The organism is Dactylosporangium fulvum, assembly GCF_025137375.1.
GTDB lineage: Bacteria > Actinomycetota > Actinomycetes > Mycobacteriales > Micromonosporaceae > Dactylosporangium > Dactylosporangium fulvum.
The window spans coordinates 4,763,800-4,788,604 of record NZ_CP073720.1 but is presented as its reverse complement, the minus strand read 5'-3'; the positions used below and the strand labels follow the sequence as shown (position 1 = coordinate 4,788,604).

Genomic DNA, 24,805 nt, shown 5'->3' with positions numbered 1-24,805 from the left:
CCGCGGGCTCAGCCGCGGCCCCGCGCCGGCCCGCCTGAGGCCATCGCGGACAGCAGTTCGTACGCGACGTGGGCACCGGCGAACCCGGTCAGCTGGGCATGGTCGTACGCCGGTGCCACCTCGACGACGTCCGCCGAGACGATGTTGAGGTCCCGCAGCGACCGCAGGACGGCGAGCAGTTCACGACTGGTCAGTCCGCCGGGCTCGGGCGTGCCGGTGCCCGGCGCGTGCGCCGGATCCAGCACGTCGATGTCCACCGAGACGTAGACCGGCCGGTCGCCGATCCGCGCGTGGATCCGCTCGATCGCACCGGCCACTCCGTCGGCGGCGATGTCCGGGCAGGTCACCGCGGTGAACCCGAGGCGCCGGTCGTCGGTGAGGTCGTCCGGTCCGTACAGCGGCCCCCGGACGCCGACGTGCACACTGGCTTCCCGGTCGATCAGGCCTTCCTCGGAGGCACGGCGGAACGGGGTGCCGTGCGTGTACGCCGCGCCGAAGTAGGTGTCCCAGGTGTCCAGGTGGGCGTCGAAGTGCACCACCGCGACCGGTCCGTACCGGCGGGCCACCGACCGCAGCAGCGGCAGCGCGATGGTGTGGTCACCGCCGATGGTCAGCAGCCGGCTGTCCGTGCCGAGCAACGCGTCGGCGCCGCGTTCGATGTCCGTGATCGCCTCCTCGATCACGAACGGGCTGCACGCGATGTCTCCGGCGTCGACCACCTGCATGGCCGCGAACGGTTCGACGTCGAGCACCGGATTGTACGGCCGGAGCAGCCGGGAGCTCTCCCGGACGTGTGCCGGGCCGAACCGGGCGCCGGGCCGGTACGACACGCCGGTGTCGAACGGCACCCCGACCACGGCGACGTCGTAGCGGGTGACCTGGTCCAGCCGGGGAAGGCGGGCGAAGGTGGCCGGCCCGGCGAACCTGGGCACCCGACTTGCGTCCACCGGGCCGGTGGGCACGGCGGGATCGCCTTCGGTGGTGCCGGCCGGGCCGGCCTTCGAGATGTGGGGCAACGAAGTCAACGCCTTTCAGTGGACCGAGGATCGGAAGGGCACCGGCTCACGCCAGTACCTTGGACAGGAACGCACGTGTGCGGGGATGCTTCGGCGAGCCGAACAGCTCACCCGGCGGGCCGGACTCGACCACGGCACCGTCCGCCATGAACACGACCCGGTCGGCGGACTCCCGGGCGAAGCCCATCTCGTGGGTGACCACGAGCATGGTCATGCCCTCCTCGGCCAGCCCGTGCATCACGTCCAGCACCTCACCGACGAGTTCGGGGTCCAGGGCCGAGGTCGGCTCGTCGAAGAGCATCAGCGTGGGCCGCATGGCCAGTGCCCGCGCGATCGCGACCCGCTGCTGCTGCCCGCCGGAGAGCTGTGCCGGGTGGGCGTCCGCCTTGTCGGCCAGGCCCACCCGTCCGAGTAGGGCCCGGGCACGGTCGACCACCTGTGCTTTGGGTTCCCGGCGGACCCGCAGCGGCGCCTCGATCAGGTTCTCGAGGACGGTGAGATGGGGAAACAGGTTGAAGTTCTGGAAGACCATGCCGATGTCGGCGCGCCGGCGGCAGATCTCCTTCTCACGAAGCTCGTAGAGCTTGCCTCTCGCCCGGCGGTAGCCGACCAGCTCGCCGTCCACGGTCAACCGTCCGGAGTCGACCTTCTCCAGGTGGTTCACGCAGCGCAGGAGCGTGCTCTTGCCCGAGCCTGACGGCCCGATCAGGCACACCACCTCGCCGCGGAAGACCTCCAGGTCGACCCCGCGCAGCGCCTGCACCGAGCCGAAGTTCTTGGTGACCCCTTGGGCGCGGACCAGCGGTTCTCCTGTCATGTTGTGGCTCCCTTGCCGAAGCGCCGTTCGAGGTAGAACTGCCCGAGGCTGAGCACGCCCGTCATCAGCAGGTACCAGATGCACGCCACGGTGAGCAGCGGGATCTGCAGGAAGTTCCGGGCATAGATGATCTGCACCGAGGTCAGCAGGTCGGGCAGCGAGATCGCGATGACCAGTGAGGTCATCTTCAGCATCGAGATCGCCTGGTTGCCGGTCGGCGGGACGATGAACCGCATCGCCTGGGGCAGGATGATCCGGCGCAGCGCCTTGCCGCGGGACATGCCCAGAGCCGCGGCCGCCTCGGACTGTCCACGAGGGACGCTGACGATGCCGGCGCGGATGATCTCCGACATGTACGCCGCCTCCGCCAGCCCGAGGCCGAGCAGGGCCGCCCCGAAGCGGGTGATCAGCGAGTTGGTCTCCGCCTCGGCGAAGACCGGGCCGAACGGGATGCCCACGCCGATGTTCGGCAGGATCGCCGACAGGAAGAACCAGAACAGCAGCTGGACCAGGACGGGGATGCTGCGGAAGAGCGCCGAGTAGCCGACACTCACCGCGACGAGCACCGGATTGGCCGACAGTCGCATGATGGCGAGCAGGGCACCGAGGACGACGCCGATCACCATGGCGACGACGGTGATCCGCAACGTCATCAGCAGGCCTTCGAGCACCGGCTCCGAGAACAGGTACTCCCAGACCACGTCCCAGCGCATGGCCGGGTTGGTCACCAGGCCCTCACCGATCATCACGACGAACAGCAGGAGGACGGCGGCCAGGATCCACCGCGACGGGTGCCGCTGGGGCACCACGACCTCGTCCAGTCCGGCAGGTCTGGCGCGGCGGTACCGAAGGGTCTTCAGCACCACGGTCAGGCTGCCTTCCCGTTCACGGTGATCGTCTTCAGGGCGGCGTCCGCGACTCCCCACTCCTTGAGGATGCGCTCGTACGTGCCGTCCTCGATCATGGCGGTCAGGCCGGCCCGGATCGCCTCGACCAGCACGGTGTCGCCCTTGGACACGGCGATGCCCATCGGAACCGCGCTCAGCCGCTCCCCCGTCACCGCCAGCTGCCCGCCGGTCTGCTTGGCGAAGTAGAGGTTGGCGACGTGGTTGGCGAAGGTCGCGTCGACCCGGCCGGTCGTGATCGCCTGGGCGACCTCGGACCCGGTGGGCAACGTCTGGACCTGGATGGGTTGCTTGCCCTCGGCCTTGCACGTGGCGGAGAAGCCTTCGAGCTGTTCGATGTAGACGCTGCCGACCGTCTCGCCGACGGTCGTGCCGCACAGGTCGCCCGGTCCGTCGATGCCGCGCGGGTTGCCCTTCTTCACCAGCACCGACGAGCCGCTTTCCAGGTAGTCGACGAAGTCGACCTCCTTCTGGCGTTCGGCGGTGTCGTTCATGCCGGAGGTGATGATGTCGAACCGGTCCGCTTTCAGGCCCGGCAGCAGGCCGGCGAAGTTCGACTCCACGCGTTCGATCTTCAGGCCGAGCTTCTGGCCGAGGGCGTCCATCAGCGCCGGCTCGATGCCGTCGTACTCGTTCTTGTCGTTCTTGAAGTTCATCGGGGGGAAGTTGAAGCTCGTACCGACGCGCAACACGCCCTTGGAGCGGATGTCGTCGGGCAGGGTCACCTGGATGGTCTGGGTGGGCGCGGCGCTCGGGGTGCCGGCGGTACCGGAGGTGCCGGCGGAGTCGTCGCCGCAGGCCGAGACCGTCAGGGCGGCCGTGACGAGCAGGGCGAGGTAGGCGAGCGGCCGGGACCGGCGCACGTGGTGACGTAACGACATGTCATGCCTCTTTCGGGGGTCCGTACTTCTCAGTTGTGGGGGTGGTGACGACGTTGCTGAAGAAGACGTCTGCCGGATGCCCGGCCGGGTTGAGCGGGTGATGGTCGGCCCACCAGGCGGCCATCCGGTCGGCGCTGGGGAGCCACACGTCCCCGGAGCCGGCCAGCGCGGACAGCACGTCCTCGACGAGTTGGATACGCCCGGGGGTGCCGCAGATCTCGGGATGCAGTTGCAGGACGAACAGGAGTCCTTCACGGCGGCAGCCCTCGAACTCCAGGAGCCAGTTGTCCAGCACCTCGCCGTAGGGCGCGATCCTCGACTGCCCGGCGGGGAACGGCGGGTTGACGTTCCAGAAGAACGCCGCCCGGTCGTCGAGCGCATGGCTGATCGGCAGCTCGACCAGCGACCGGCCCTCGCCGGCGGGCAGCACGAACGGTGTGTCGTCACCGAACCACGAGGACGACCAGCTGATGCCGGCGTCCACCAGCTCGGCGGCGAGCGGCAGTGGCCACTCGCCCGTCGGCAGGCGGAAACCGCGTACGGGCGTGCCGGTGATCGCCGCCAACGACTCGGCGGCACGGTTGAGCATCCCGACCCTGGACTCGGCGTCCAACCGGTCGAGCCGCTCGAAGGCGTCGCCGCGCAGCCCGACCGAGTGGCCCGATCGTGCCACGTCCCGGACGACCGAAGGATGACCGGCGGCCGCCGCTGCCGGCACGAACCAGGCGGCCGGGATGCCCGCACCGTCGAGCACGTCCAGGAGGCGCCGGGACCCGCGGGTCGCGCCGTACCGCATGACGGAGAGGGTCTTCTGCCGGTCGGCCATCGCCGGGTCCTGCGCCAGCAGCGGCGTCTCGGCGTCGAAGTTCACCGTGACCAGTGCCGCGCACGCCATGCCCGCGGGCCACCGCGGCCGGCCGTCCTCGTGGACCACGGGCGCGGTGGCCGCGCGTTCGGCGTTCATGCCACGCCCCCGGTGACCGGTGGCCGCCCGGTTTCGGGCCGGGCCCGCCACCATTCGGCCACCTCACGGCAGCGCGCGAACCAGACGTCGCCGCACGCCGTCATGTGCTCCAGCAGTCGCTCCAGGACGATCGCACGCCCCGGAGTGGCGGACACCTTCGGATGCCAGATGGTCGTCAGGCAGGCTCCGGCGCGGTGGTGTCCGTCGAACTCGCGCCGCCAGTTGTCGAGCGTCAGCCGGTAACTGGCGATGCGGTCCTGGCCACGCGGGAAGTCGGGGTCGCGGTGGTAGGCGAAGTAGGCGTAGTCGTCGAGGTCGACCCGCGCCGGGATCTCGATCAGCTCCGTGACCTCGCCGTCGATGGTGTGCCGGTACGGGCGCTCGTCGTCCCGCATCGAGCTGGAGTAGAAGATGCCGTGCTCCAGCAGCAGTCGCGGCGTCTGCGGGTGCCAGTCACCCGACGGGGTCCGGAATCCCACGGCCGCCGCGCCGAGGTGCTTGCGGAACACCGCCTGCGAGCGGGTCAGCACCTCGTGCTGCTCGTCCGGTGTCAGGTCCCAGTAGCACTCGTGCTGGTAGCCGTGGTGGGCCACCTCGTGCCCCCGGTCGACGATGCCGCGGCAGGCGTCCGGCCACAGCTCGACCACCGCCGCCGGGACGAAGAAGGTGGCCGGGATCCCGAAGCGCTCCAACAGATCGAGCACGCGGGGCAGCGCACGGTACGCGTCGTACCCGCCCAGGCTGAAGTGTCGCGGCGACCGCCAGATGCTCCCGTCGATCATCCCCACGCCGGTCGGGCCGTCGAGGTCGAAGGCGAGGGCGACACACGAGGTGGCGCCGCCCGGCCACGTGTCCGCGGTCATGTCCGCGGACCGGCGTACCGCGCCGCCCACCCGCGGGCGTCGGACGTCTCCTCGGCGAGCGCATCGAGCTGCTCGGCGACCCGCTCCGGTGCGGTCGCGCCCGGCGCGGTGCGCCTCGCCACGGCCGACCCGATGTCGAGGATGGCGAGCACCTCCGGCACGAGCCGGGAGTCGACGCTTCGGAGCGCGGCCGGATCCAGGTCCGGGAGGTCACACCCCCGTTCCTCGCACAGCCGCACCAGCCGGCCCGTGATCTCGTGCGCTTCGCTGAACGGGACACCACGCAGCGCCAGCCAGTCCGCGACCTCGGTCGCGAGCGTGAACCGGGCCGACGCGTCGCGGCGCATCCGGTCGGCGTCGAACTCGAGGGTACGGATCAGCCCGGCCATCGCCGGCAGCGTCAACAACAGGGTGTCCACGCTGTCCATCGCGGCGCGCTTGTCCTCCGCGAGGTCCCTGTTGTACGCCAGCGGAAGGCCCTTCAGCGCGCCCAGCAGGCCGGTGAGGTTGCCCATCAGCCGGCCGGCCTTGCCCCGGGTGAGTTCGGCGATGTCCGGATTCTTCTTCTGCGGCATGATGGAGCTGCCGGTCGAGTACGAGTCGTGCAGGCGCGCCCACCGGAACTGGTCGGAGACCCACATGCAGATCTCGTCCGCCAGCCTGGACAGGTGGACACCGGTCATCGACGCCACGAACAGGAACTCGGCCACGTGGTCGCGGGCGGACACGGCGTCGATGGAGTTGGGGCACACACCGGAGTAGCCGAGCTGTCGTGCCGCGTGCTCCGGGTGCGGGACGATCGGGGAACCGGCGAGCGCGGCGGCACCCAGCGGGGAGAACGCCGTTCGCGCGTCCCAGTCCCGGATCCGGCCGGCGTCCCGGCTCAGGCTCTGGGCATGGGCGGCCAGCAGGTGCCCGAAGACGACGGGCTGGGCCGGCTGCAGGTGGGTGAAGCCCGGGGCCAGGGTGTGCAGGTGCCTGCGCGCCTGGCCGACCAGCGCCTCCGCGACGTCCAGCAGCTGATCGTGCACCACCCGCACCTGGTCACGGAGGTAGAGCCGCAAATTGTTGGCCGCCTGGTCGTTTCGGGAGCGTCCGGCCCGGACCTTGCCCGCCACCGCACCCAGCCGTTGCGCCAGAACGCGTTCGACGAATCCGTGGACGTCCTCGTCCGCCGGCGTCGGCGCGAGTGTGCCGGCGCGGTGGTCGGCGACGATGGCGTCGAGTTCCGCGACGATCCGCCCGGCCTCGTCGTCGGTGAGGAGCCCGAGCCGGCGGAGACCTTCGACGTGCGCCTGGGATCCCGCGACGTCGTACGGCAGCAGGTCGAAATAGCGCGGTTCGGAACGGGACAAGGCGGTGAGCTCCGGCGCGGGGCCGTCGGCGAAACGGCCGCCCCACAGCTTCCCGTCACTGGACATCCGGGACCTCCGAGCCGTGCGTGTCCGTGGTCAGGTCGCCGGCCGCGGCCAGCAGCCTGTCCACCTGTGCGGTGGAGGCGGCCCGTACCAGCGGCACGTCCACACCGGCGGCGCGGTAGCACTCCAGCCGCCGCCTGACCTCCGGGACGGGACCCGACGCCGTCAGCGCGTCCACATAGGAGTCCGGAATCGCCGCCAGCAACGCGTCGTACCCCTGCTCATGGAAGATGGCGGAGAGCTCGGCCGGCGCGTCGGCGCTGATGTTCGGCTCGCCGACGAGGACCTTCCCGCGTGCCGTGGACGGATACTTGAACTTGGACGCGATCTCCCAGCGCACAGCGTCCAGCGCCGCGGCCTTCGTCTCCTCGATCGAGGTGTTGATGAGCTGCGCGACGGTGAACCCGTCCATGCTCCGGCCGGCGGCGGCCCGTGCCTCGCGGACGATGGCCAGCGCGTTGGCGCTGTACTCCGGTGAGGTCCCGGCGTCGAGCAGGACACCGTCCCCGATCTCGCCCGAGATGCGCAGCCCCAGCGGGCTGGCGCCGGCGATCCAGATCGGGATGTCGCTCCGCGACGGGGTCCAGTTCAGGCCGACGCCGTCCAGGTTGACGAACTGGCCGTGGAAGGTGACCGGCTTGCCCGTGAGCAACTGCCTGACACACTCCACGTATTCGCGGAGCACCACCGACGGCTTCTGCGGGGGCAGGCCGTTGCGAGCGGCGTGCTTGTCCGTGCAGGCACCGACCACGAGGACAAACCGTCCGCCGGTGAGCTCGTCCAGGGTGGCGGCGGTCTGCGCCATCACCAGCGGGCTGCGCAGCCGCACCACCTGCGTGGTGCCGAGCGCCATCCGGCCGGTCGCTCCGGCGAACGACGCGATCGCGGAGACGGAGTCCCGGTTGGTGTAGAAGGTCTCGGAGAAGAAACCCATGTCGAAGCCTTGTTGTTCGGCCTGCTGCATCAGCGTGGCCATGGCTGCCACCGACGCCGACGGGTCGTAGCCGACGGCAAAGCCCAGGCGTCGTTGCGCGGTTACGGTCATGAGGATTTCCTAGGTTGGTTGGTGGGAAGCGCCGGGGTTACCACCCACATCACGGTCGCCGGGTCGGGGCCGGGATTGTGGAAGGCATGCGGCACGCTGACGAACGTCAATGAGTCGCCGGCCGCGAGCTCGTAGACCTCGTCCTCCAGGGAGACCGTCAGCTGACCCCTGATGACGTGGACGAACTCCACTTCGACCGGAAAGGTGTAGTACTCCTGGCCGGAGCCGCCGCCGGGCTTGATCTCGCTGAGCAGGACCTGGAGCCGGTGCTCGTCGGCCGGCGTGAGCTGATACTCGGTCAGGCCTTCGCCACCGAGTGCCACCTGTGTGAGGGCACCGGCGCGGACCAGGCGTCCCTCCGGGCCGTTCATGATCTCGGCCAACTGGACGTCGAGCGCGGCGCAGATGCGCAGCAGTGCCCCCATCGAGACCGACGCGTGTCCGCGCTCGAGTTTGGACAGGAAGCTCTTGGTCAGGCCGCTGCGGCCCGCCAGCGAGTCGAGTGTTTCGCGCCGCCGCAGCCGGACCTCCCGGAGGCGGGCGCCCAACATCGCGACCGCTTCGTCGGGGCCGTCAGCGTTCACAGTCGGACGTTTGTTCGACACTGGTACCTCACCGTCGTCGGCGCGGGTTCATGGTCATGACACACAGGTTTCATGAAAGGAAACCATGTGTCATCGCTCATGGGAAGAGGTCACGACAACGAACTTGCGCCGGGCCGTCCCACCCTGGTCTGCGGCGCCGGCCAGGGACAGACGTGAAGAGCGGGGCCGTTGGCGGCCGACCGGGGGGCCACACCTGGCCACCGCGCTGTTGCGCCGGACCACGTCCGCTGGGCCCAGAGGATCCCGCGGCACGGCCGCGAGCCGACGACAGGCGCTATGGGCGGCCAGGGTGGCGAGCGTCGGCGCGAGCGGGCTGAGGCGAGCGGCTTCGGCCGCGTCTGTCGCGGTCCGCTATCACTCGTCCAAGGCGCGGGCCGATCGTATGCGCCCCGGTTACGACGATTCCGGCCGCTTGCCGTCGATCGGCAGCCGTACGGTGAACTCGGTGCCCTCGCCGGGCGTGGAGCGCACCTCGATCGTGCCGCCGTGACCGTCGACGACCACCGCACGCGCCAACGGCAGCCCTTGACCGGTACCCTTGCCGACTTCCTTGGTGGTGAAGAACGGTTCGAAGATCTTCTGCTGGAGATGTTCCGGGATGCCGCAGCCGTTGTCCGCGATGCTGATCACCGCCGTCGGACCTTCGGTGCGGGTGCCGACGCGGATCACCCCCCGCTCGTCCTTGCCCGCCATCGCGTCGGCCGCGTTGACCACGAGGTTCAAGAAGACCTGGTTGAGGTCACCGATGCGGCAGAGGACGTCCGGCAGCTCGCCGAGATCCAGCGCCACGTCAGCGACGTACTTGACCTCGTTGCGGGCCACCGTCAGGGTCGTGGTCAACGCCTCGTTCAGGTTCGCATACGATCGATCTTTGGAATCCTTGTAGGTGAACGACTTCATCGCCCGCACCAGCGACGCGACCCGCTCGATACCCTCCAGGCTCTGACTGACCGCCGCCGGCACCTCGGCGGTCAGATAGTCCACATCAGCCTCGATTTCGGCCGTCGCGGCGCGCTTGCTGCGTTCCTCCCAGGAAATCTGCCCCTTGGGTGGGTCCAGGCAATCCCGGTAGACCTGCAACAGGTCCAGCATCTCCTGGTAGGCCTCGGCCAGGAACCGGATGTTGTCGCCGACGAACTGGATCGGCGTGTTGATCTCATGCGCGATTCCCGCCGACAACTGCCCCAACGACTCCAGCCTCTGGCCGTGCCGGGCCTCGATCTCACGCCGCTGCCGCTCCCGCAGTTCCGTGATGTCACGGAAGACCACGACCGTGCCACCGATTCCGGACCCGCTGTCCAGCGGCGTCGAGGAGTACGAGATCGGGAAGACCGACCCGTCCTTGCGGGTGTAGACCTCATCGTGACCCTGGATCGGTCGACCTTCGCTCTGGGCCTGGAACATCGGGCACAGGCTGGCCGGGAACAGCGTGCCGTCGGCGTGCTGGTAGTGCACGACGTGGTGGAACTTCCGGCCGAGCAGTTCCGCCTCGGTCCATCCGAGCAGCTCGGAGGCGGCTCGGTTCACGGAGGTCACCCGGCCCTGGTCGTCCAGCGTGTAGAGACCATCGGCCATGGTCTCCATCACGACCGAGCGGAACGCCTCGGCTTGCTTGCGTTCGGTGATGTCAATGACCACGAGCCCGACGCCGATGACCTCACCTTCGACCCGGACCGGGTAGTAGCTGGCGAGCCAGAAGCGGACACGATCGGGACCGGCGGCGGTCTGCCCGGTCACCTCCACACAACGGACGGCCTCTCCGGCGTCCAGCACTCGGCGGAAATAGGGCCCGATCTGCGGCCACAACGCCGGCACGAGCTCGGCAACCGGATGATCGATCAATTGCGCCGGCGGAAGATCGATCATGGACGCCAGTGATTCGTTGGCCCGGACGAACCGAAACTCGTGGTCGACAAAACCGAGACCGACCGGCGCGGCCGACTGGATCGTCTCGAGCAACGTGAGGGTCTCGGCGGTCTGCTGGTCCGAGCGGCGCAGACTCTCCTGCAGCATGGTCTGATCGTCGATGTCGGTGGCGGTACCGACCCACCAGATGGTGCGGCCGTCGGGCCTGCGGACCGGCTGACCCCGGAAACTGTGCCAGCGGCGCCGGCCGTCGGCGCGACGGACCCGGCAAGCCAACTCGAACGGATCCCCGGTTCGGCTGGCTTCCTGCCAGGCTGTGTGGACACGGCGGGCGTCGTCCGACGAGAGCACCACCTCCCAGCTCCGGTCAAGGTCCGCGTCCGGGGAGAGCCCGGTGTACTCGAGCCCCCAGCGGTTGACGTATGTCGTCGACCCACCGGGCGTCACCACCCACATGATGTGCGGTATGGCGTCGGCGAAGAAGTGCAGATCGTTCTCGCTGATCACAAGGCCCGCGCCGAAGGCGTGACCGTCGGCCTCGACGGAAATGCTCCGCACGTCGCGCGTTCCGAACATGGCGCACCTCAACCTCGGACATGGGACCGGCGGCACACGTCGCGAGCCCCGACGGAAGCCTTACCGGGGGCCCGGCAGATCAACGATGAGGATGGAGCTCTTCAGGCCGGTGGTCATCTCGTAGTTCTGCAGCCTGACGAGCAGCCGCTCGGTGATGACCTGTCCGCGCGACACGAGCAGCATCCCCTTGGCGCTGTACACGTCGTCGGCGAGCTCGTGGCCGATCGCGAGGTCGTCGATGCCGATCTCCCGTACCGCCTCGCGCGGCACCCGCATGCCGCCGGCTTCGGCGAGCGCGCGTACCAGTTCCGGCGCGAATATCTTCCGTGCGGACAGCGTGGCGACCGCGAGATCCGGCGGCATGCCTCTCCAGACGAGTGCGTCGAACTCACGCACTGCCTGCAGGATCCAGGCTCCCTCGGGGGCGTCCGGGCGCAGCGGCGACATCGGGCTGCGGTCGGTCGGCAACTGATGGCGCACGATCTCGCGTACCGCCTCGAGGCGCGGGATTCGCGCGAGCACGTTGTCGGCAAGCTGGGGCAGCCTAGCCAGCATCTCCGCGTCGGCGGCGCTCGCGGGGATGCCACTCTCCATGCCGGAGAGCGTCTCGGGCGGCAGCGTGATGGCTCCGATCTCGCCCATCTGGGCCGCGATCTCGATCTGCCACGCGTGCGTGACCTCGAGTCGCTGGCACAACCGCTGTACGAGGCGTTGCAGTCGGCCCGCGCGGCTGAACAGCGCCGGTTGCGCCATCCCCAGGGTGTCCATGAGCGCATCGACGCAGCCCTTCAGGGTGGCCTCGAGCAGTTCCCGCTCGGCGCGCACCAGCCGGTTCTGTTCGGCGGCGGCGGCGACCGTCGCCTTGAGATCCTCGGGAGGACACGGCTTGAGCATGAACCGGAATACGTTCCCGACGTTGATCGCGGCGACGGCGCCCTGCACGTCAGCGTCTCCGGTCAACAGCACGCGGGTGGTTTCGGGCGAGATCTCCCGAACTCGTTCCAGGACGTCCACACCCGTCATCTGCGGCATCCGCATGTCGGACACGACCACGGCGACCGGTTCCTCTCCGGCGGCACCGAGCAGTTCGAGCGCGTCCCGCGGCTGCGTCGCCGTCAGAACGTCGTAGTCCGCCCGCAGGTATCGCCGCAGTCCGTCGAGGACGTACGGCTCATCGTCCACACAGAGGACTCGAGGCCTCCCCTCCATCGGCGTCTCCTGTTCTCGCTGAACCGCGCGCTGTCCATCCGCACCCGGGTACCCTTTCCATCGGCCGGGGCATGCCGATCCTTAGTCGGCGGCAACGGGCTGCCCGGATTCCGCGTTCGTCGCCCGGGGCGGCTCGACGGCCGTGTGGTCGGCGCGTCGCAGGGTGAGTGTGAAGACGGAGCCCACGTTCAGCACGGACCTCACCTCGATGGTTCCGCCCATGGCCTGCGCGAGCCGGCGGGAGATGAACAGGCCCAGTCCGGTGCCGCTGGTGCTCATGGTCATGGGGTCCTCGACGCGGTGGAACTTCTCGAAGACCTTCTCCAGCTGGTCGGCCGGGATACCGCGCCCGCGGTCGGACACGTCGACGTGTACGTGGTCGTCGTCGCGCCGCATGCTCACCCGGACGTCCTCGGTCTCCGCCGAGTACTTGAGGGCGTTGCCGATGAGGTTGCTGGCCACCTGGAGCGCCCGATCGAAGTCGCAGAGCACCGGCGCCGGGTGGTCGGGGAGATCTTCCTTGATCCGCGGCGTGCCGAGGTCGCTCACGACCTGCCTGAGGATGACCGCCAGGTCATGCGTTCCCACCGATACGTGTGGTGTCAGGTCGTCGTCGGTGTCGCCCATGCGCGAGGCGAGCAGCAGGTCCTCGACGAGCCGGGACATGTGCGCGGCCCGGTCGGCGATGAGCGCGAGGGCGTTCTGGCGCTTCTGCTCGGAAAGCCGGTCGCCGCGGGTGCGCAGCAGGTGAAGATATCCGAGGATCGGGGTCAGCGGAGTGCGTAGCTCGTGTGACACCGTGGCGATGAAATCGGACTTGAGCCGTTCGGTGCGGTGTTCGCGGGTCATGTCCCGCACCACCACCACGTCCCGGACGAGGGTTTCGCCGGTGAAGATGGCCGAATGGGCCAGCCGGACCCGGCGGAGCTCCCCGCCGGGCCGGCGCATGGTGACCTCGACCGTCGCCCGTGGGTGCTGCGGCGTGACGGGCAACAGCCAACCGCGATCGTCGGGATCGGGCACGTCGATCAGGTCGACCAGTCGTCGCCCACCCGCCTCGGCATTGCTCACTTCGGTGAGTTCGGCGATCGCGCGGCTCCACATCTGGACCCGGCCGTCACCGCCGACCATGAAGATGCCCTCGGTGGACTGCTCGACGATCGCGTGCAGCTTGCTCGTCTCCTCGATCAGCCGGTCCAGGTGCTCGCTGCCGCGCATGGCCGCGGCGAGGGCGTTGGCGAGCGGCGCCAGCAGCGTGACGTCACGGGTGGACAGCCTGGCACGCCGCCCGCGGACCGCCAGTGCCGCGACGCCGAAGCGGCGATCGCCTGCCTCCAGCGGCACGACCAGCAACTGGCGGATGTCGGCCGGGAGGTTCTGGACCACGAAGGTCGGGGTGTCGACGTTCCTCGCGTCGATCAGGTGGTGCGGGACCGGCCCGGTGGACAGTTCGCCCGGGGCTTCGGCGTCCGCGGTCAACGCGATGCCGGCCGGGTCCAGGACCATGATCGCGAGGTCGACGTCGAACGCGTCGCGGACGAGGTGGAGGAAGCGCCGTTCCAGGTCGTTGCGCTCGGCAAGGGCGTGGGAGACCTTGAGCAGACGGGCGGAACGGGCGCGCTCGTCAGCCTCCTGAGCCACGGTGCGGTACGCATAGGTGACCGCGAGCGCGGGCATCGCCATGAACGGCAGCAGCAGCGGCGCGTGCAGGCCGATCTCGGTGGTGGTCAGGCCGGTGGCCAGTGTCCCGACGGCCATGTAGGCGGACAACCGGGCTTCGGAGCGGATGATGCTCCACCGCGAGTCACCGGTGACGATGCTCAGGATCGCCGCCATGCAGACGAGGTTGACGACGGTGAACGCGACGCTGCCCAGCAGGACCCCGGCCAGCACCCGTGCGTTCAGGCTGCCGGGAGTGCCGCCGACCGCGTGCACGACCATGATCAGCGCCGACACCGCAGCCGTGTAGTTGCCCAGGTTGAACAGTATCTTCACGATCGGCCGCCGTTGCACGACAAGGGCGACGACCAGCCCGAGCACGGCGGCGAGCAGCGCCTGACGGGGCGGCAGCAACAGCACGTCGATGATGAGCGCGGCCTCGTAGAGGCTGAGCGCCTCGACCGCGTCGCCGTGGCGCAACCGGACCACAGTGATCTCGGCCAGGACCGTCAGGACGATCAGCGCGGGCAACAGCCAGACCGCGGGCAGTCCGACGCCACGCAGGACACTGTCGCGATGCGGGAGCAGCAGCACCACTGCCAGGGCCAGGAAGCCACCGAGCAGGCACAGCCGGGTGACGAGGCGAACGACCGGGTCGGCCGGCGATGTGCGGACGCGGCCGGCCGACCGGGTGTCACCCGGGCGGCCGGCCTCTGACGCGCTCGCGGTCACGGCTGGTCACGGCTGGAGCAGCCAGGACCAGGATCGCGCACTCCATTGGTCGGAGGCCCAGGACCGGGCCGCCCACGAGCGGGCCGCCCAGCTGTCCCCGGCCCAGGACCGGGCCGCCGTCCAGTCGGCCTGCGCCCACGACCGCGCGGCCCAGGAGCGGGCCGCCCAGTCGGCACCGGCCCAGGACCGGGCGGTCCAGGTGCCGGAGGCCCAGGAGCGGGCCGCCCACGAGCGGGCAGCCCAGGACCGGGCGGCCCATTCGCCTCCGGCGCCGGCCCACGAACGGACCGCCCAGGACTGTGTCGCCCAGGACCGGGCCGCCGGGTCGAGCTGCGCCCACGAGCGCGTCGCCCAGTCGCGTGAGGCCGGGCTCAGCTTGTTCCACGCTGACGTAGCGGCGGCGCCGTTGCGGTCGAGGACGGCCTTCTCCAGCTCCGCCCAGCGCGGCGCGTCCCGGACGATCGCGTCGGTGTCCCGGTCGTACTGCACCTCGGACTTGGTCGCCCGCCAGCCGGGTGCCGCGGCGAGCACCCGCGCGGCGTCCAGACCGCCCGCGCCCGCACCGGCCGCCCGGGTCAGGCCCGCAGCCGTGTACGTGGTGCCGGTCAGCAAGTTCTTCACCGAGTCCGGCCGCAGTTTGGGCTGTACCGCGATCGCGGCGGCCACCACACCGGCGGTGACCGCTGTCGCCATCGAGGTGCCGGAGCCGCGGAGGTAGCCGTTGCCGATCCGCGCCTGCGGGTTCGATCTGTCCACCACGCTGCCCGGTGAGCGAAGACTCACCATGTGCCCGCCCGGTGCGACGAGATCCGGCTTGGAGTGTGCCTGCCAGGTGGGCCCACGGCCCGACCAGGTACCGACCACGTCATCGCCGCGGTTCGCGGTGCTCGACTCGACCAGGCCACCTGCGGTGAGCAGCACCGGGTCGTTGCCGGGCGACGTCACCGTGCCGGTGTTCGGTCCGGTGTTGCCTGCCGGCACCACCACGGTGACCCCGCGCCGCCACAACGCCTCGAGGCCCTGGGCCAGCGGGTCGATCTGGTACGGCAGCGGGCTGTCCGACGACAGCGCCAAGTTGAGCACCTGTACCTCATGGGCGTGTTCGCTGACCCACTGCAGGCCGCGCAGCACCGTGATGAGATCGGTGCGGCCCTGCGCGTCGGCGACCTTCACGTCGACGAGTTTCGCCGCGGGCGCCACGCCTCGGTAGGCACCGCCGGATGCGGCTCCCGAACCGGCGATCAGGCCGGCCATGAACGTGCCGTGGCCGAAGCCGTCACCGCCGCCGGTACCGGTCACGTCTACCCGGTGCCGCACCTTCCCGGACAGATCCGGCACGTCGGCGATACCGGTGTCCACCACCGCGACGGTGACGCCCGAACCCTCGTTGCCGTTCACGGGCAGGCCGAGCGTCCCGCGGACGGTCGAGACCGCGGTGCCGGCCGCCGCCGCGGGCACGGAGGCCACCCCCAACTCGCGTTGCGGTGTCACCACCCATTCCCGGCTCAGCGTGGCATCTTGTGGCAGCTTCGCCGCAACACCGTGCACCACGGGCAAGGACGCCAGAACGCGCCCGCCGGCAGCCGAGACGGCCCTGGCCGCGCCGTCCGCGCTCCGACCGGTCACCACGACGTCGCGCCACACACCGCTGGATGCGTTGGCGGTCGGGGCGGGCAGCACAGCGGCCACGACCACCGAAGCAACCGCCGCCAGTGCCGCCCGTCGAAGGCGCGGCGGCGTTCTCCGTGCCGTCGAGTCCAGTGCCATCCTTGGGACTCACCTTCCCGTCCAGTGCGAGCCTGCTACGGCCGCGCGAGACCGTCGATCGCGCCCACGCGTAGAGTAATAGTCCAATTACCAACAGTGCACAGGAATGGTCTGTCACCGATCAGCCGCCACGCAAGCGATCAGCCGGTTAGCACCCGTTTCACCACCACCCGCCCCGCTCGTCACACCGCACCGGCTACCGGCCCCTCGTGCAGCAGCCGGTGAACCAGGTCGAGCACATCGTCGGGAACGAATGGCTTGGCCACGTAGTAGTCGGCGCCGTCCACCCAGGCCCGTGCGGCGGAGTCCCGGTCGGCCGCGGCGGTCAGCATGATCACCGGCACCGGCTCCTCATCGCGACTGCGGATGCCACGCAGCACCCCGTAGCCGTCAAGGCCCGGCATCATGAGATCGAGCACCACGCAGTCCGGCCGCAACGCCTCGAACGCGCTCATTGCGGCAAGCCCGTCCGCCGCCACCCGGACCCCGTGCCCTTCCAGTTCCAGGACGTCGGTGAGCAATTGCCGGATGGCCGGATCGTCGTCGACTACCAGGATCTGCGCCATCACGTCCTCTTCTCTTCGGCTCGTCGGTGCTGCCGTTCCCACCGCTGATGCGGCCGTGGCTCACCGTGCGGACGACTGCCCAGCCTGTTCGGACACCTCCTCTGCGGCCCGACGCCAATCAGTGGAAGCCGCCGTCAACTGCGGATGTGTCAAGAGCTCAGCCAACTCGTCGTCGTGCGTGCCCAGCCGTAGGCCCCGGGCGTCGGTCCGCTGGATGAGCAGATGCGCTGCCCGGACGGCCGCCGCGACGCCCAGGCCGGAGGACCGCGGACGGTGCTGGAGATCGCGCTCGGCCACCGCCGCCACGATCGGGTACGGCAGACCCCACAGGTGCAGCAGCTCGACTCCCACTTCCCGGTGCGTCGGTCCCTGGCCGCCCACCGCCGTGAGATCGACGGCGGGATCCGGGTTGCTCCGCGTCTGCGCGAGACCGACCAACCAGCCGATGTCCTGCAGCAAGGCGGCGGCCTGCGCGTAGGGCCGATTGGCCGGCGAGGCCATCAGGCCGACGAGCCGGGCGGTGGCCACGGCATGCCGCCAGACGACGTCCAGCTCCCGCTCGACCGCGGGTCCCCACCGCTCGGACGACCACAGCAGATGGCCGGAATTGACCAGCGCCTGGACCGTAGGCAGACCCAATGCGTTGATGGCGCTCTCGGCGGAGGTCACCCTGGCGCGGGCACCGAAGAAGACGGAGTTCGACAACTGCAGCAGTTTGGCGGTGAACCCGATGTCACGCGAAGCCACCAGCGCCGCCTCGGCAACCTCGACGTCGGCCGCCCCCCACACCGCCGTCAGCCTGCCCACGTGCGCAGGAAGGGTCGGCAGCGACCGAACCGCACCGGCGAGGCGACGCACAGCAGCCCCGTGCGCGGCCGAGGTCCTGTGCGTCAACTGCTCAACAGCCGCGACGACGCTCCCCACGTCGGAAGGCTTGGTGAGGAAACGATGACCAGCGACCGCCACCCTGATCGCCGCTTCCTGCTCGGTGTGCCCGGACAGCACGATCCTGGCCACCTCGGGATGCCGTTCGCTGACGTGGGTCAGCAGTTCCGCACCGTCCATACCGGGCATGCGCATGTCTGACACGACGACGTCGCAGCGCGACTCCGCCAACAGCTCGAGCGCCTGGGCGCCGCTCGTCGCGAATGCCATGTCCCATTCGTTGCGCTTGCCGCGCAGCGATCGCCGCAAACCGTCGAGAACCCGCGGTTCGTCGTCGACGAACAGCACCCGCTTCTTGGTCGTCTCGAACCCGGCGGCCCCTGCGGTCAGCCGCTCGCCGCGGGCACCGGTGCTCTCCGCGGCCATGCCGTCGCCGACGTCCGTGACCACGGCCCGACACCCCTCACGTACCACCCGCTCACACTGCCCTGCGAACGCAGCAGTCTCTGTAGTCATGCCTCCAGGCTTTCCGTCCTGGCGTCCCTGTCCACTCCCCCACATCGGTCCGCGAGCGGTTGAGTTGAGCGGGATCAGGCGCCGGTATCCGCCCTGATGGCCTGCACCACGGCCGAGGCCAGGCGCATCGATCCGATGCCGGTCGGGTGGAACGGGTGGGTGCCGTCCAGCCCTTGGATGTCAGCCCCCAGGCGATCGGCGCTGTCCGTGCACAGCGGGGCCAGCCGCGGGGAGGCGATGCTGAACCCGTACTTCTGCGCGCCGCTGACGAGCACGTCGTTGAGTGCCTTGTTGCGACTGGACAGCAACGTGATGTTGCTCGGGTTCAGCCCGCTGACGCCGGCCGGTCCCCTGGCGTCAGCGCAGCTCGCGTCCGCGTTGAAGACGTCGTACGACTTCACGATGACGATCTGCGGGCGACCGGGCAGGTCGTTGAGATTGTGCAGCAGTTCGCCGTAGTCCCGGTCGAACGTGGCCAGCCGGTAGTCGAACTCGCCCTGGGTGAGCCGGTCCTGGCAGTCGGCGACGGCGTAGCAGTACTGCAGGAAGTCCGCCCAGTACAGGTCGTTCGGCCCGATCACCACCGCGACGTACTTCAGCCCGTCCACCTGCTTCAGCCGGCCGACCTGGCTGGGCAGGGTGCGCCCGCCCTGCGCCTGCGGACCAAGCAGGCCGCGCGGGACGGAGGCGCCGGAGCAGGCCAGGTTCAACACCCGCTGGCCCCGCATCATGCCGATCTCGGCGGCGAGGGAGTCGGCGCTGCGACCGCACGCGATGTCGTCCGCGGTGGCGCCGGCGACCGGAGCACCCCCGACGCGGGCCGCGCGCGAGTCACCGATCACCGCACCCGTGTAGCCGGTCACCTTCGGACCCACCGCCAACGGCGACAGGTGGTGGGTGCCGACCAGGTCGGACAGCGACCGCACGCTCTGCAGCCCGTGCACCGTGCCGGTATAGGCCAGTGCCCCGGTGCCGGCCCAGCACATCATGGTGACCGCGACCGCAATGCACGCCATCCGGCGGAACTGTCCCGCGCCGCTGTGCCACAACTCCGCCGCCGTGACCTGCCGGTGCAGGATCCGGCTCTGCCGGCGGAGGATGACCAGGATGCGGATGTAGGCCGCGACCGCGGTCGCGGCGAGGGTGAAGGCGAGCAGGCCGAGCGTCGCCCAGCAGTACCACCGCAGGAACCCGGTGCTGACCGTGGACACCGCGGCCGCCCGCACCTGGGCCCCGGTGGCGGGGTCGACCGCGGCGGCGGCCGCCTCGTTGCGCTGGATCGGCCCGAGCGTCACCTGCGGTCGCAGCGGTCCGTAGACCTGCAACGGCGCGATGTCGAGCCGGGTGTTGCCGATCTGCACCAGCCGGGCCGGCCCGGACACCGAGAGGCTGGGGAGGCGAGCGCCCACCGACAGGGTCTGACCGGCGACCGTCAACTCCTGGGCCGGCGTCAGCCCGATGGTGGCGGGAACGCCGACCAACAGGCAGAACGCCAGCAGCAACACCGTCGGCAGCGAGCGCGCCTCCCGCAGCACGGCGCCCAGCCTGCGCCGGCGCGGCGGCCGCCCACCCGCCGACGGGGCGACACCACCCGGGATCTCGGCACCCACACCGTGCCGCTTGCTGTGCTCGGACGTCACGACTCCCTCTGCACCCCCGTCCACGGCAGCCACAACAGCATTCCGCGGGCACACGCGGCTCGGAGCCGGCCCGCGCGGCTGCAAATGTACCCGGCTCAGCGGACCCGACCCGGTGGCCGACAGCCTGGAACGGTTGCGCCGGCTGGAGGGGTGGTCTGCGGCGGATCGCCGCGGACCAGCCGACCCGGCCTCCGTGATCGGCCCGACCAGGTCTCCTCCCGATCACGAGCTTCTCCGTCGTGCGGCCGGCGTACGGTCCGTACGACCGCATCCCGCCGGCACCCTCGTGCGCCACGGCCTGATCCGCGACCATCGAAATGTCGTATCCGCCGGTTACGGCGTGCCTCCTGCCCGCCCTGTTGTGACCGGCCGGCACTCACCCGTGCGTGATTCGCTCCCACCAGCTGGGTGGTGCGAGCGCGCCGGTGGTCTGCAGGGCGGTGGTCACGGTCGTGGCTGAGGCGGTGAGCCTGAGCGTGCCGACGCCGGTGCCCGCTGCGACGCGGCCCGGCACGGTGGCCAGGGTATCGATCCGGTACGTCAAGCCGGGCCAGCCGAGCACGTCGACGTCGCCGGTTGCGGCGAGCGTTGTGCTCCTGCCCATCGGTCCCCGGACGGTCGCCACGACCTCGCCGGCGCGCACGACCCGATATTGGTGCAGCAGACCGCTGCTGGCTTGGATCAGGCGACGGCTGGCCGCGAAGGCGTCGGCCAAGTTCGGGCCGGGTGCGAGCACGGCGCCGAAGAGCCTGAACCGGCGCCCTTCCGCGGAGATCTCGGCGGCGAAGAGCAGACAGCCGCCGGCCTCATCGGTGGAGCCGGTCTTGATGCCGACGATCCCGTCCTGGCCGAGCTGTGTGTTGACGTTCTTGACCTGCCCGACCACGGGGAGCGTGGCCTCCGGCATCGCCACGATCTGCGCCAACACCGGCACCTGCATTGCCGCCCGGGCCAGAATGACCTGGTCGGCGGCGGTGCTGACGGTCGCCGGATCGAGCCCGGACGGGTCGGTGTATCGCGTGTCCGCCATCCCGAGCCGGGCTGCGGCCTCGTTCATTTTGGCCACGAACGCGGCGCTGCTACCAGCGTCCCAGCGGGCGAGAATGTGGGCGATGTTGTTGGCCGAGGGCAGTAGCAGGGCTTGGAGGGCTTGCCGTTCGGTGAGCACCTCGCCGGCCACGACCCGGACCAGCGACTGGCCGGAGGCGAGCTGGGCCGGATAGGCGGCGGCCTCGTCGGCCGAGACGGTCACCGTGGGGCCGTCCTCGTCCAGGCGCAGGGGATGGTCCCGCAGGACAAGGTACGCGGTCATCACCTTGGTGACGCTGGCGATCGGCACGGATCGTGAATCGCCGGAGGTGCCCAGTCGGCCGAGTCCGTCGATCTCAACCGCCGCCTGCCCGGCCTGCGGCCACGGCAGCACCGGAGCATCGCCTGGGATTGCATACGTTTGCGGTACGGTCTGCACGGTCCGCGGCACCGGCACCGGACGGGTCAGCCTGAACGTGATGAATCCGCCAGCGGCGAGTGCTACGACCACCACGGCCACAGGCAGCCACAGCCCTCGACGACGAGCCGGCCGCGGTACAACCACCGGCTCCACACTGGTCTTGGTCAACCCGAACTCCCACGGCCCGTTCGCTCAAAAGGTCTGGCCGCGGCACGAACGCGGCACTCCGCGCTACCCGGCGACGTCGCCGACTAACGTCCGAAACCCGCCATCGACGCCGAACTGTCCGGACGCTGCTGGTGTCCCCAGCTTCAATTCTGGACGATTCGGTAATGTTGGGATGCTCTTCCTGGTTACCGAGGGGCGCCACCGGCCAGCTCGTGGAGGTGTGCCGCCCGCAGGGGGTCCGACAGTCCGCGTACCTGAAGGAACAGCGCGGCGCGCGCCCATACCTGTGCCACGTCGTCGGCCAGCAGCGCCGCGCCGCCGCGGGCGACGACGGCCGCGTTCGTCGCCCGGATGGCAAGGTTCACCGAGCGGGCGCGCCGGGCGAATGGATCCCCGGCCGGCGGCGCTCCACGGAGGTGAGCGACCTCGTGCGCAAGGGCGAGCAGGTCGGGATTATCCGGCTGGCGGATCAGGGCGTACTCGATCGCGGCACGGGCCAGCCCGAGCGCGCCGGGCGCGACCGCGGGACCCTCCCGGCCGTCGCCCACCTTCCACTCGTCGACGTCGACCAGTTGCGCCACGTCGTCGTCCGGCACGAACAGGTCGTCGATGTGGAGGGTGGCCGTGCGCGAGCCGGCGATCGCCGCCAGGTCGAGCGGCACCGCCTCGACACGATCGGGCTGGGGCAGCCGCACCACGGCGAACACGATCGCGTGCTCGGCCTCGGCGACGGCCGCGAGCAGCACGACGTTGACCAGGCCGGCGCCGGAGAACCACGGCACGACACCGTCGAAGCGCCAGCCGTTCACCACGCGCCGGGCCGTGGCGGTGCGGCGTCCGGGCCAGGTGCGCACATGCCCGAACGCCGCACCGCCGAGCAACTCGCCGCCGGCCAGCGCCGGCAGCAGGTCGTGCAGCGCTGGACCACCACCGTCGAGGATCCACCGAATCGGGGTCGAGTGCTGCGAAGCGATGAGGTACGTCGACGGGCAGGCACCCGCGAGCAGTTCGTACGCCTCCGTGACCACGTCGGGCGGCGCCCCGAGTCCGCCGTAGCGCGGTGGGACCGACAGGCCGAACAGACCGGTCCCGGCCAGCGCCGCGAGATGCGAGGCGGGGACCGCGTCGCGGTCGGTTGCCGTCGCCGCCGGGGCGATCGTCCGCTTGATGACGTCACGCAACCGGTCGAGCACCGGATGGGCGGGTAGCGCGCCGAACCGGCTCGGCACGCTACCCGCGGTGATCTGGTCGATGGTCATGGTCAGGCCGGCTGTGCCGCCGGCTGGCGGGTCAGCAGTTCCGCGGCGTTGCCGCCACGGATCAGTTCCTGGTCGGCGGGCGAGATGCCGGCCCCGGTCAACGCGGCGGCGACTCGCTCCTCGGTCGCGTCGACCTGATGCGGGAAGTCGCTGCCGAGCAGCACTCGGCGGGCACCCAGGACGGAGACAAGGTACGCGATGTTCTGGGCGTCGAAGCCCATGGTGTCGAAGTAGACCTGCCAGCGGCCGTCCTCCGCGGCAAGGCCGCCGCGAGCCCGCCAGGTGCCGGCGATGCCGAGCGAGCCGATGCCGAGCGTGGTGAAGACCACCCGCAGGTTGGGGATGTCGTCGAGCAGGCCGCGGTGGATGAGCGACAGTAGCGCGACGCCGTTGGCCAGGCCGCGGCCGTACGAGGAGCCGAGCTGGCCGGCCTGCTCGATCAGTGTGGGGGTGAGGCTCGTGCCCGTGGGGTGCACGAACACCGGAATCCCCAGATGTGCGGCCTCTTGCAGGGTCGGCACCGTCTCCGGCGCGCCGAGGAAGACGTCGGCCTTGCCCGAGTCGACGACGATGCCGGGCAGGCCCAGCTCGTCAACGGCGCGGCGCACCTCGGCGGCACCGTCCTCGCCGGCGAACGCGTCGATGGTGGCAAGACCGAGCAGGCGCCCGGGATGGCTGCGCACCCCATCGGCGAGGTACTCGTTCAGCGTCGAGATCTCGTCCAGGTGCGGCGGCGTGGTGTCGAAGTCGGCGAACCGCGACGCGGCCGGCAGGCTCAGGACCCTCGTGTCCACTTTGGCCTCGTCGGCGACCTCGATGATGCGGTCGAAGCTCTTGAGCACGTCAACACTGCGGGCGTGCTCCGCACGCCGCTCCTCGGGCCACCAGCCCGGGGCCGGAGCGACCTGCTGGATGGGCTCGTAGTAGTGGGCGTGGATGTCGATGGCTGGCATGCTGAACCTTTCAGGAGCGGCGCTGGGCCGGATCGGTCAACGACGCCGGCTCATATCCGGCGTCGGCTGGGTTGATCGTGACGCCGGGCGGCACGATGTCGTCGATGCGGTCGAGCACCTCGTCCGTGAGCGTGACCTCGACCGCGCCGAGCTGGCTGGTGAGGTGGTCGAGGGTGCGCGGTCCGATGATCACGGAGCTGACCGCGGGATGCCGCAGGACAAACGCGAGCGACAGGTGGATCAGCGAGAGTCCGGCCTCGTCCGCCAGGTCGGTGAGCGCCTCGACCGCCTCCCGCTTGCGCTGGTTCGCCGGCAGAGCCGGGTCGTGCCGGCCGGGCTGCCGGTGCAGGCGGATCGACGGTGCGGGATCGGGCTCGCTCTTGCGGTACCGGCCGGAGAGCCACCCGCCGGCGAGCGGGCTCCACGGCAGGACACCGAGGCCGTACTTTCGGGCGAGCGGCAGCACCGCCCGCTCGGCACCGCGGGCCAGGATCGAGTACGGCGGCTGCTCGGTGACCGGCCGCTCCCGGCCGCGCCGCTCGGCCGTCCACTGCGCCTCGACGATCTCGTGCGGCTCGAAGGTCGAGGTACCGAAGTAGCGGATCTTGCCCTGGTGGACAAGGTCGGAGAGGGCGGCGAGGGTCTCGTCCAGGTCGGTTTCCGGCTCGGGACGGTGCACCTGGTACAGGTCGATGTGGTCGGTGCCGAGCCGGCGCAGGCTGGCCTCGACGGCCCGGTGGATCCAGCGCCGCGAGTTCCCCTTGTGGTTGACCTCGTCGCCGATGGCCCCGTGGAACTTCGTGGCGAGGACGACGTCGTCGCGCCGCCCGCCGGCGAGCGCCTTGCCGACGATCACCTCGGACTCGCCCTGGGAGTAGACGTCGGCGGTGTCGATGACGTTGATCCCGGCGTCCAGCGCGGCGTGGATGATCCTGATGCCGTCGGCGTGGTCGGGATTGGCGTTGGCGCCGAAGTTCATCGCGCCGAGGGTGAGCGGGCTGACGTGGACTCCGGTCCGGCCCAGGAGCCGATATGACATGCGTGT

Annotated in this window: 20 protein-coding genes; all 20 read right to left on the bottom strand. The window is 70.3% G+C overall.

Features of this window, described 5'->3' with window-relative positions:
• Positions 1–8: 8 nt before the first annotated feature.
• Positions 9–1,025 (bottom strand): agmatinase, encoded by a 1,017-nt coding sequence (gene speB / locus Dfulv_RS22455; RefSeq protein ID WP_259866437.1) that lies wholly within the window; start codon positions 1,023–1,025, stop codon positions 9–11.
• A 37-nt stretch (positions 1,026–1,062) separates the two neighbouring features.
• Entirely contained in the window at positions 1,063–1,833 is a 771-nt protein-coding gene (locus tag Dfulv_RS22450; protein ID WP_259866436.1) for an amino acid ABC transporter ATP-binding protein, read from the bottom strand.
• Entirely contained in the window at positions 1,830–2,696 is an 867-nt protein-coding gene (locus Dfulv_RS22445) for an amino acid ABC transporter permease (protein WP_259866433.1), read from the bottom strand. Before Dfulv_RS22445 ends, Dfulv_RS22450 begins: the two co-directional genes overlap by 4 nt.
• Positions 2,697–2,701: 5 nt before the next feature.
• Complete coding sequence (locus tag Dfulv_RS22440; RefSeq protein ID WP_259866431.1) at positions 2,702–3,619, bottom strand: ABC transporter substrate-binding protein; 918 nt, start codon at positions 3,617–3,619, stop codon at positions 2,702–2,704.
• Between the two features lies 1 nt (position 3,620).
• A complete protein-coding gene (locus tag Dfulv_RS22435; RefSeq protein ID WP_259866429.1) occupies positions 3,621–4,583 on the bottom strand; it encodes a polysaccharide deacetylase family protein in 963 nt (320 codons plus the stop codon).
• Positions 4,580–5,446 (bottom strand): polysaccharide deacetylase family protein, encoded by an 867-nt coding sequence (locus tag Dfulv_RS22430; protein ID WP_259866427.1) that lies wholly within the window; start codon positions 5,444–5,446, stop codon positions 4,580–4,582. Before Dfulv_RS22430 ends, Dfulv_RS22435 begins: the two co-directional genes overlap by 4 nt.
• Positions 5,443–6,867 (bottom strand): argininosuccinate lyase, encoded by a 1,425-nt coding sequence (argH, locus tag Dfulv_RS22425; RefSeq protein WP_259866426.1) that lies wholly within the window; start codon positions 6,865–6,867, stop codon positions 5,443–5,445. Before argH ends, Dfulv_RS22430 begins: the two co-directional genes overlap by 4 nt.
• The gene (locus Dfulv_RS22420; RefSeq protein ID WP_259866425.1) at positions 6,857–7,909 is read right to left on the bottom strand and encodes an LLM class flavin-dependent oxidoreductase; all 1,053 of its coding nucleotides are present in this window, start codon (positions 7,907–7,909) and stop codon (positions 6,857–6,859) included. The genes argH and Dfulv_RS22420 overlap by 11 nt, the downstream gene beginning before the upstream one ends.
• Positions 7,906–8,493: a helix-turn-helix domain-containing protein gene (locus Dfulv_RS22415; RefSeq protein ID WP_259866423.1), complete on the bottom strand. Its 588-nt coding sequence runs from the start codon at positions 8,491–8,493 to the stop codon at positions 7,906–7,908. Before Dfulv_RS22415 ends, Dfulv_RS22420 begins: the two co-directional genes overlap by 4 nt.
• Before the next feature lie 414 nt (positions 8,494–8,907).
• A complete protein-coding gene (locus tag Dfulv_RS22410; RefSeq protein ID WP_259866421.1) occupies positions 8,908–10,956 on the bottom strand; it encodes a PAS domain-containing sensor histidine kinase in 2,049 nt (682 codons plus the stop codon).
• Between the two features lie 60 nt (positions 10,957–11,016).
• Positions 11,017–12,165: a response regulator gene (locus Dfulv_RS22405; protein WP_259866419.1), complete on the bottom strand. Its 1,149-nt coding sequence runs from the start codon at positions 12,163–12,165 to the stop codon at positions 11,017–11,019.
• A gap of 81 nt (positions 12,166–12,246) precedes the next feature.
• Positions 12,247–14,556: a sensor histidine kinase gene (locus Dfulv_RS22400; protein WP_259866417.1), complete on the bottom strand. Its 2,310-nt coding sequence runs from the start codon at positions 14,554–14,556 to the stop codon at positions 12,247–12,249.
• Positions 14,557–14,562: 6 nt separating this feature from the next.
• Complete coding sequence (locus tag Dfulv_RS22390) at positions 14,563–16,323, bottom strand: S8 family serine peptidase (protein ID WP_264675842.1); 1,761 nt, start codon at positions 16,321–16,323, stop codon at positions 14,563–14,565.
• A gap of 182 nt (positions 16,324–16,505) precedes the next feature.
• Positions 16,506–16,889, bottom strand: coding sequence for a response regulator transcription factor (locus tag Dfulv_RS22385; RefSeq protein ID WP_259866415.1), 384 nt, complete (start codon positions 16,887–16,889; stop codon positions 16,506–16,508).
• 60 nt (positions 16,890–16,949) lie between these two features.
• Positions 16,950–18,200: a response regulator gene (locus Dfulv_RS22380; RefSeq protein ID WP_259866413.1), complete on the bottom strand. Its 1,251-nt coding sequence runs from the start codon at positions 18,198–18,200 to the stop codon at positions 16,950–16,952.
• A gap of 164 nt (positions 18,201–18,364) precedes the next feature.
• A complete protein-coding gene (locus tag Dfulv_RS22375; RefSeq protein ID WP_259866411.1) occupies positions 18,365–19,930 on the bottom strand; it encodes a GDSL-type esterase/lipase family protein in 1,566 nt (521 codons plus the stop codon).
• 376 nt (positions 19,931–20,306) lie between these two features.
• Positions 20,307–21,269: a D-alanyl-D-alanine carboxypeptidase family protein gene (locus tag Dfulv_RS22370; RefSeq protein ID WP_259866409.1), complete on the bottom strand. Its 963-nt coding sequence runs from the start codon at positions 21,267–21,269 to the stop codon at positions 20,307–20,309.
• 464 nt (positions 21,270–21,733) lie between these two features.
• Complete coding sequence (locus Dfulv_RS22365; RefSeq protein ID WP_259866407.1) at positions 21,734–22,807, bottom strand: acyl-CoA dehydrogenase family protein; 1,074 nt, start codon at positions 22,805–22,807, stop codon at positions 21,734–21,736.
• Between the two features lie 2 nt (positions 22,808–22,809).
• Positions 22,810–23,760 (bottom strand): amidohydrolase family protein, encoded by a 951-nt coding sequence (locus Dfulv_RS22360; RefSeq protein WP_259866405.1) that lies wholly within the window; start codon positions 23,758–23,760, stop codon positions 22,810–22,812.
• 10 nt (positions 23,761–23,770) lie between these two features.
• Positions 23,771–24,799, bottom strand: a complete 1,029-nt coding sequence (locus Dfulv_RS22355) for an aldo/keto reductase (RefSeq protein ID WP_259866404.1) — start codon at positions 24,797–24,799, stop codon at positions 23,771–23,773.
• Between the last annotated feature and the right edge of the window lie 6 nt (positions 24,800–24,805).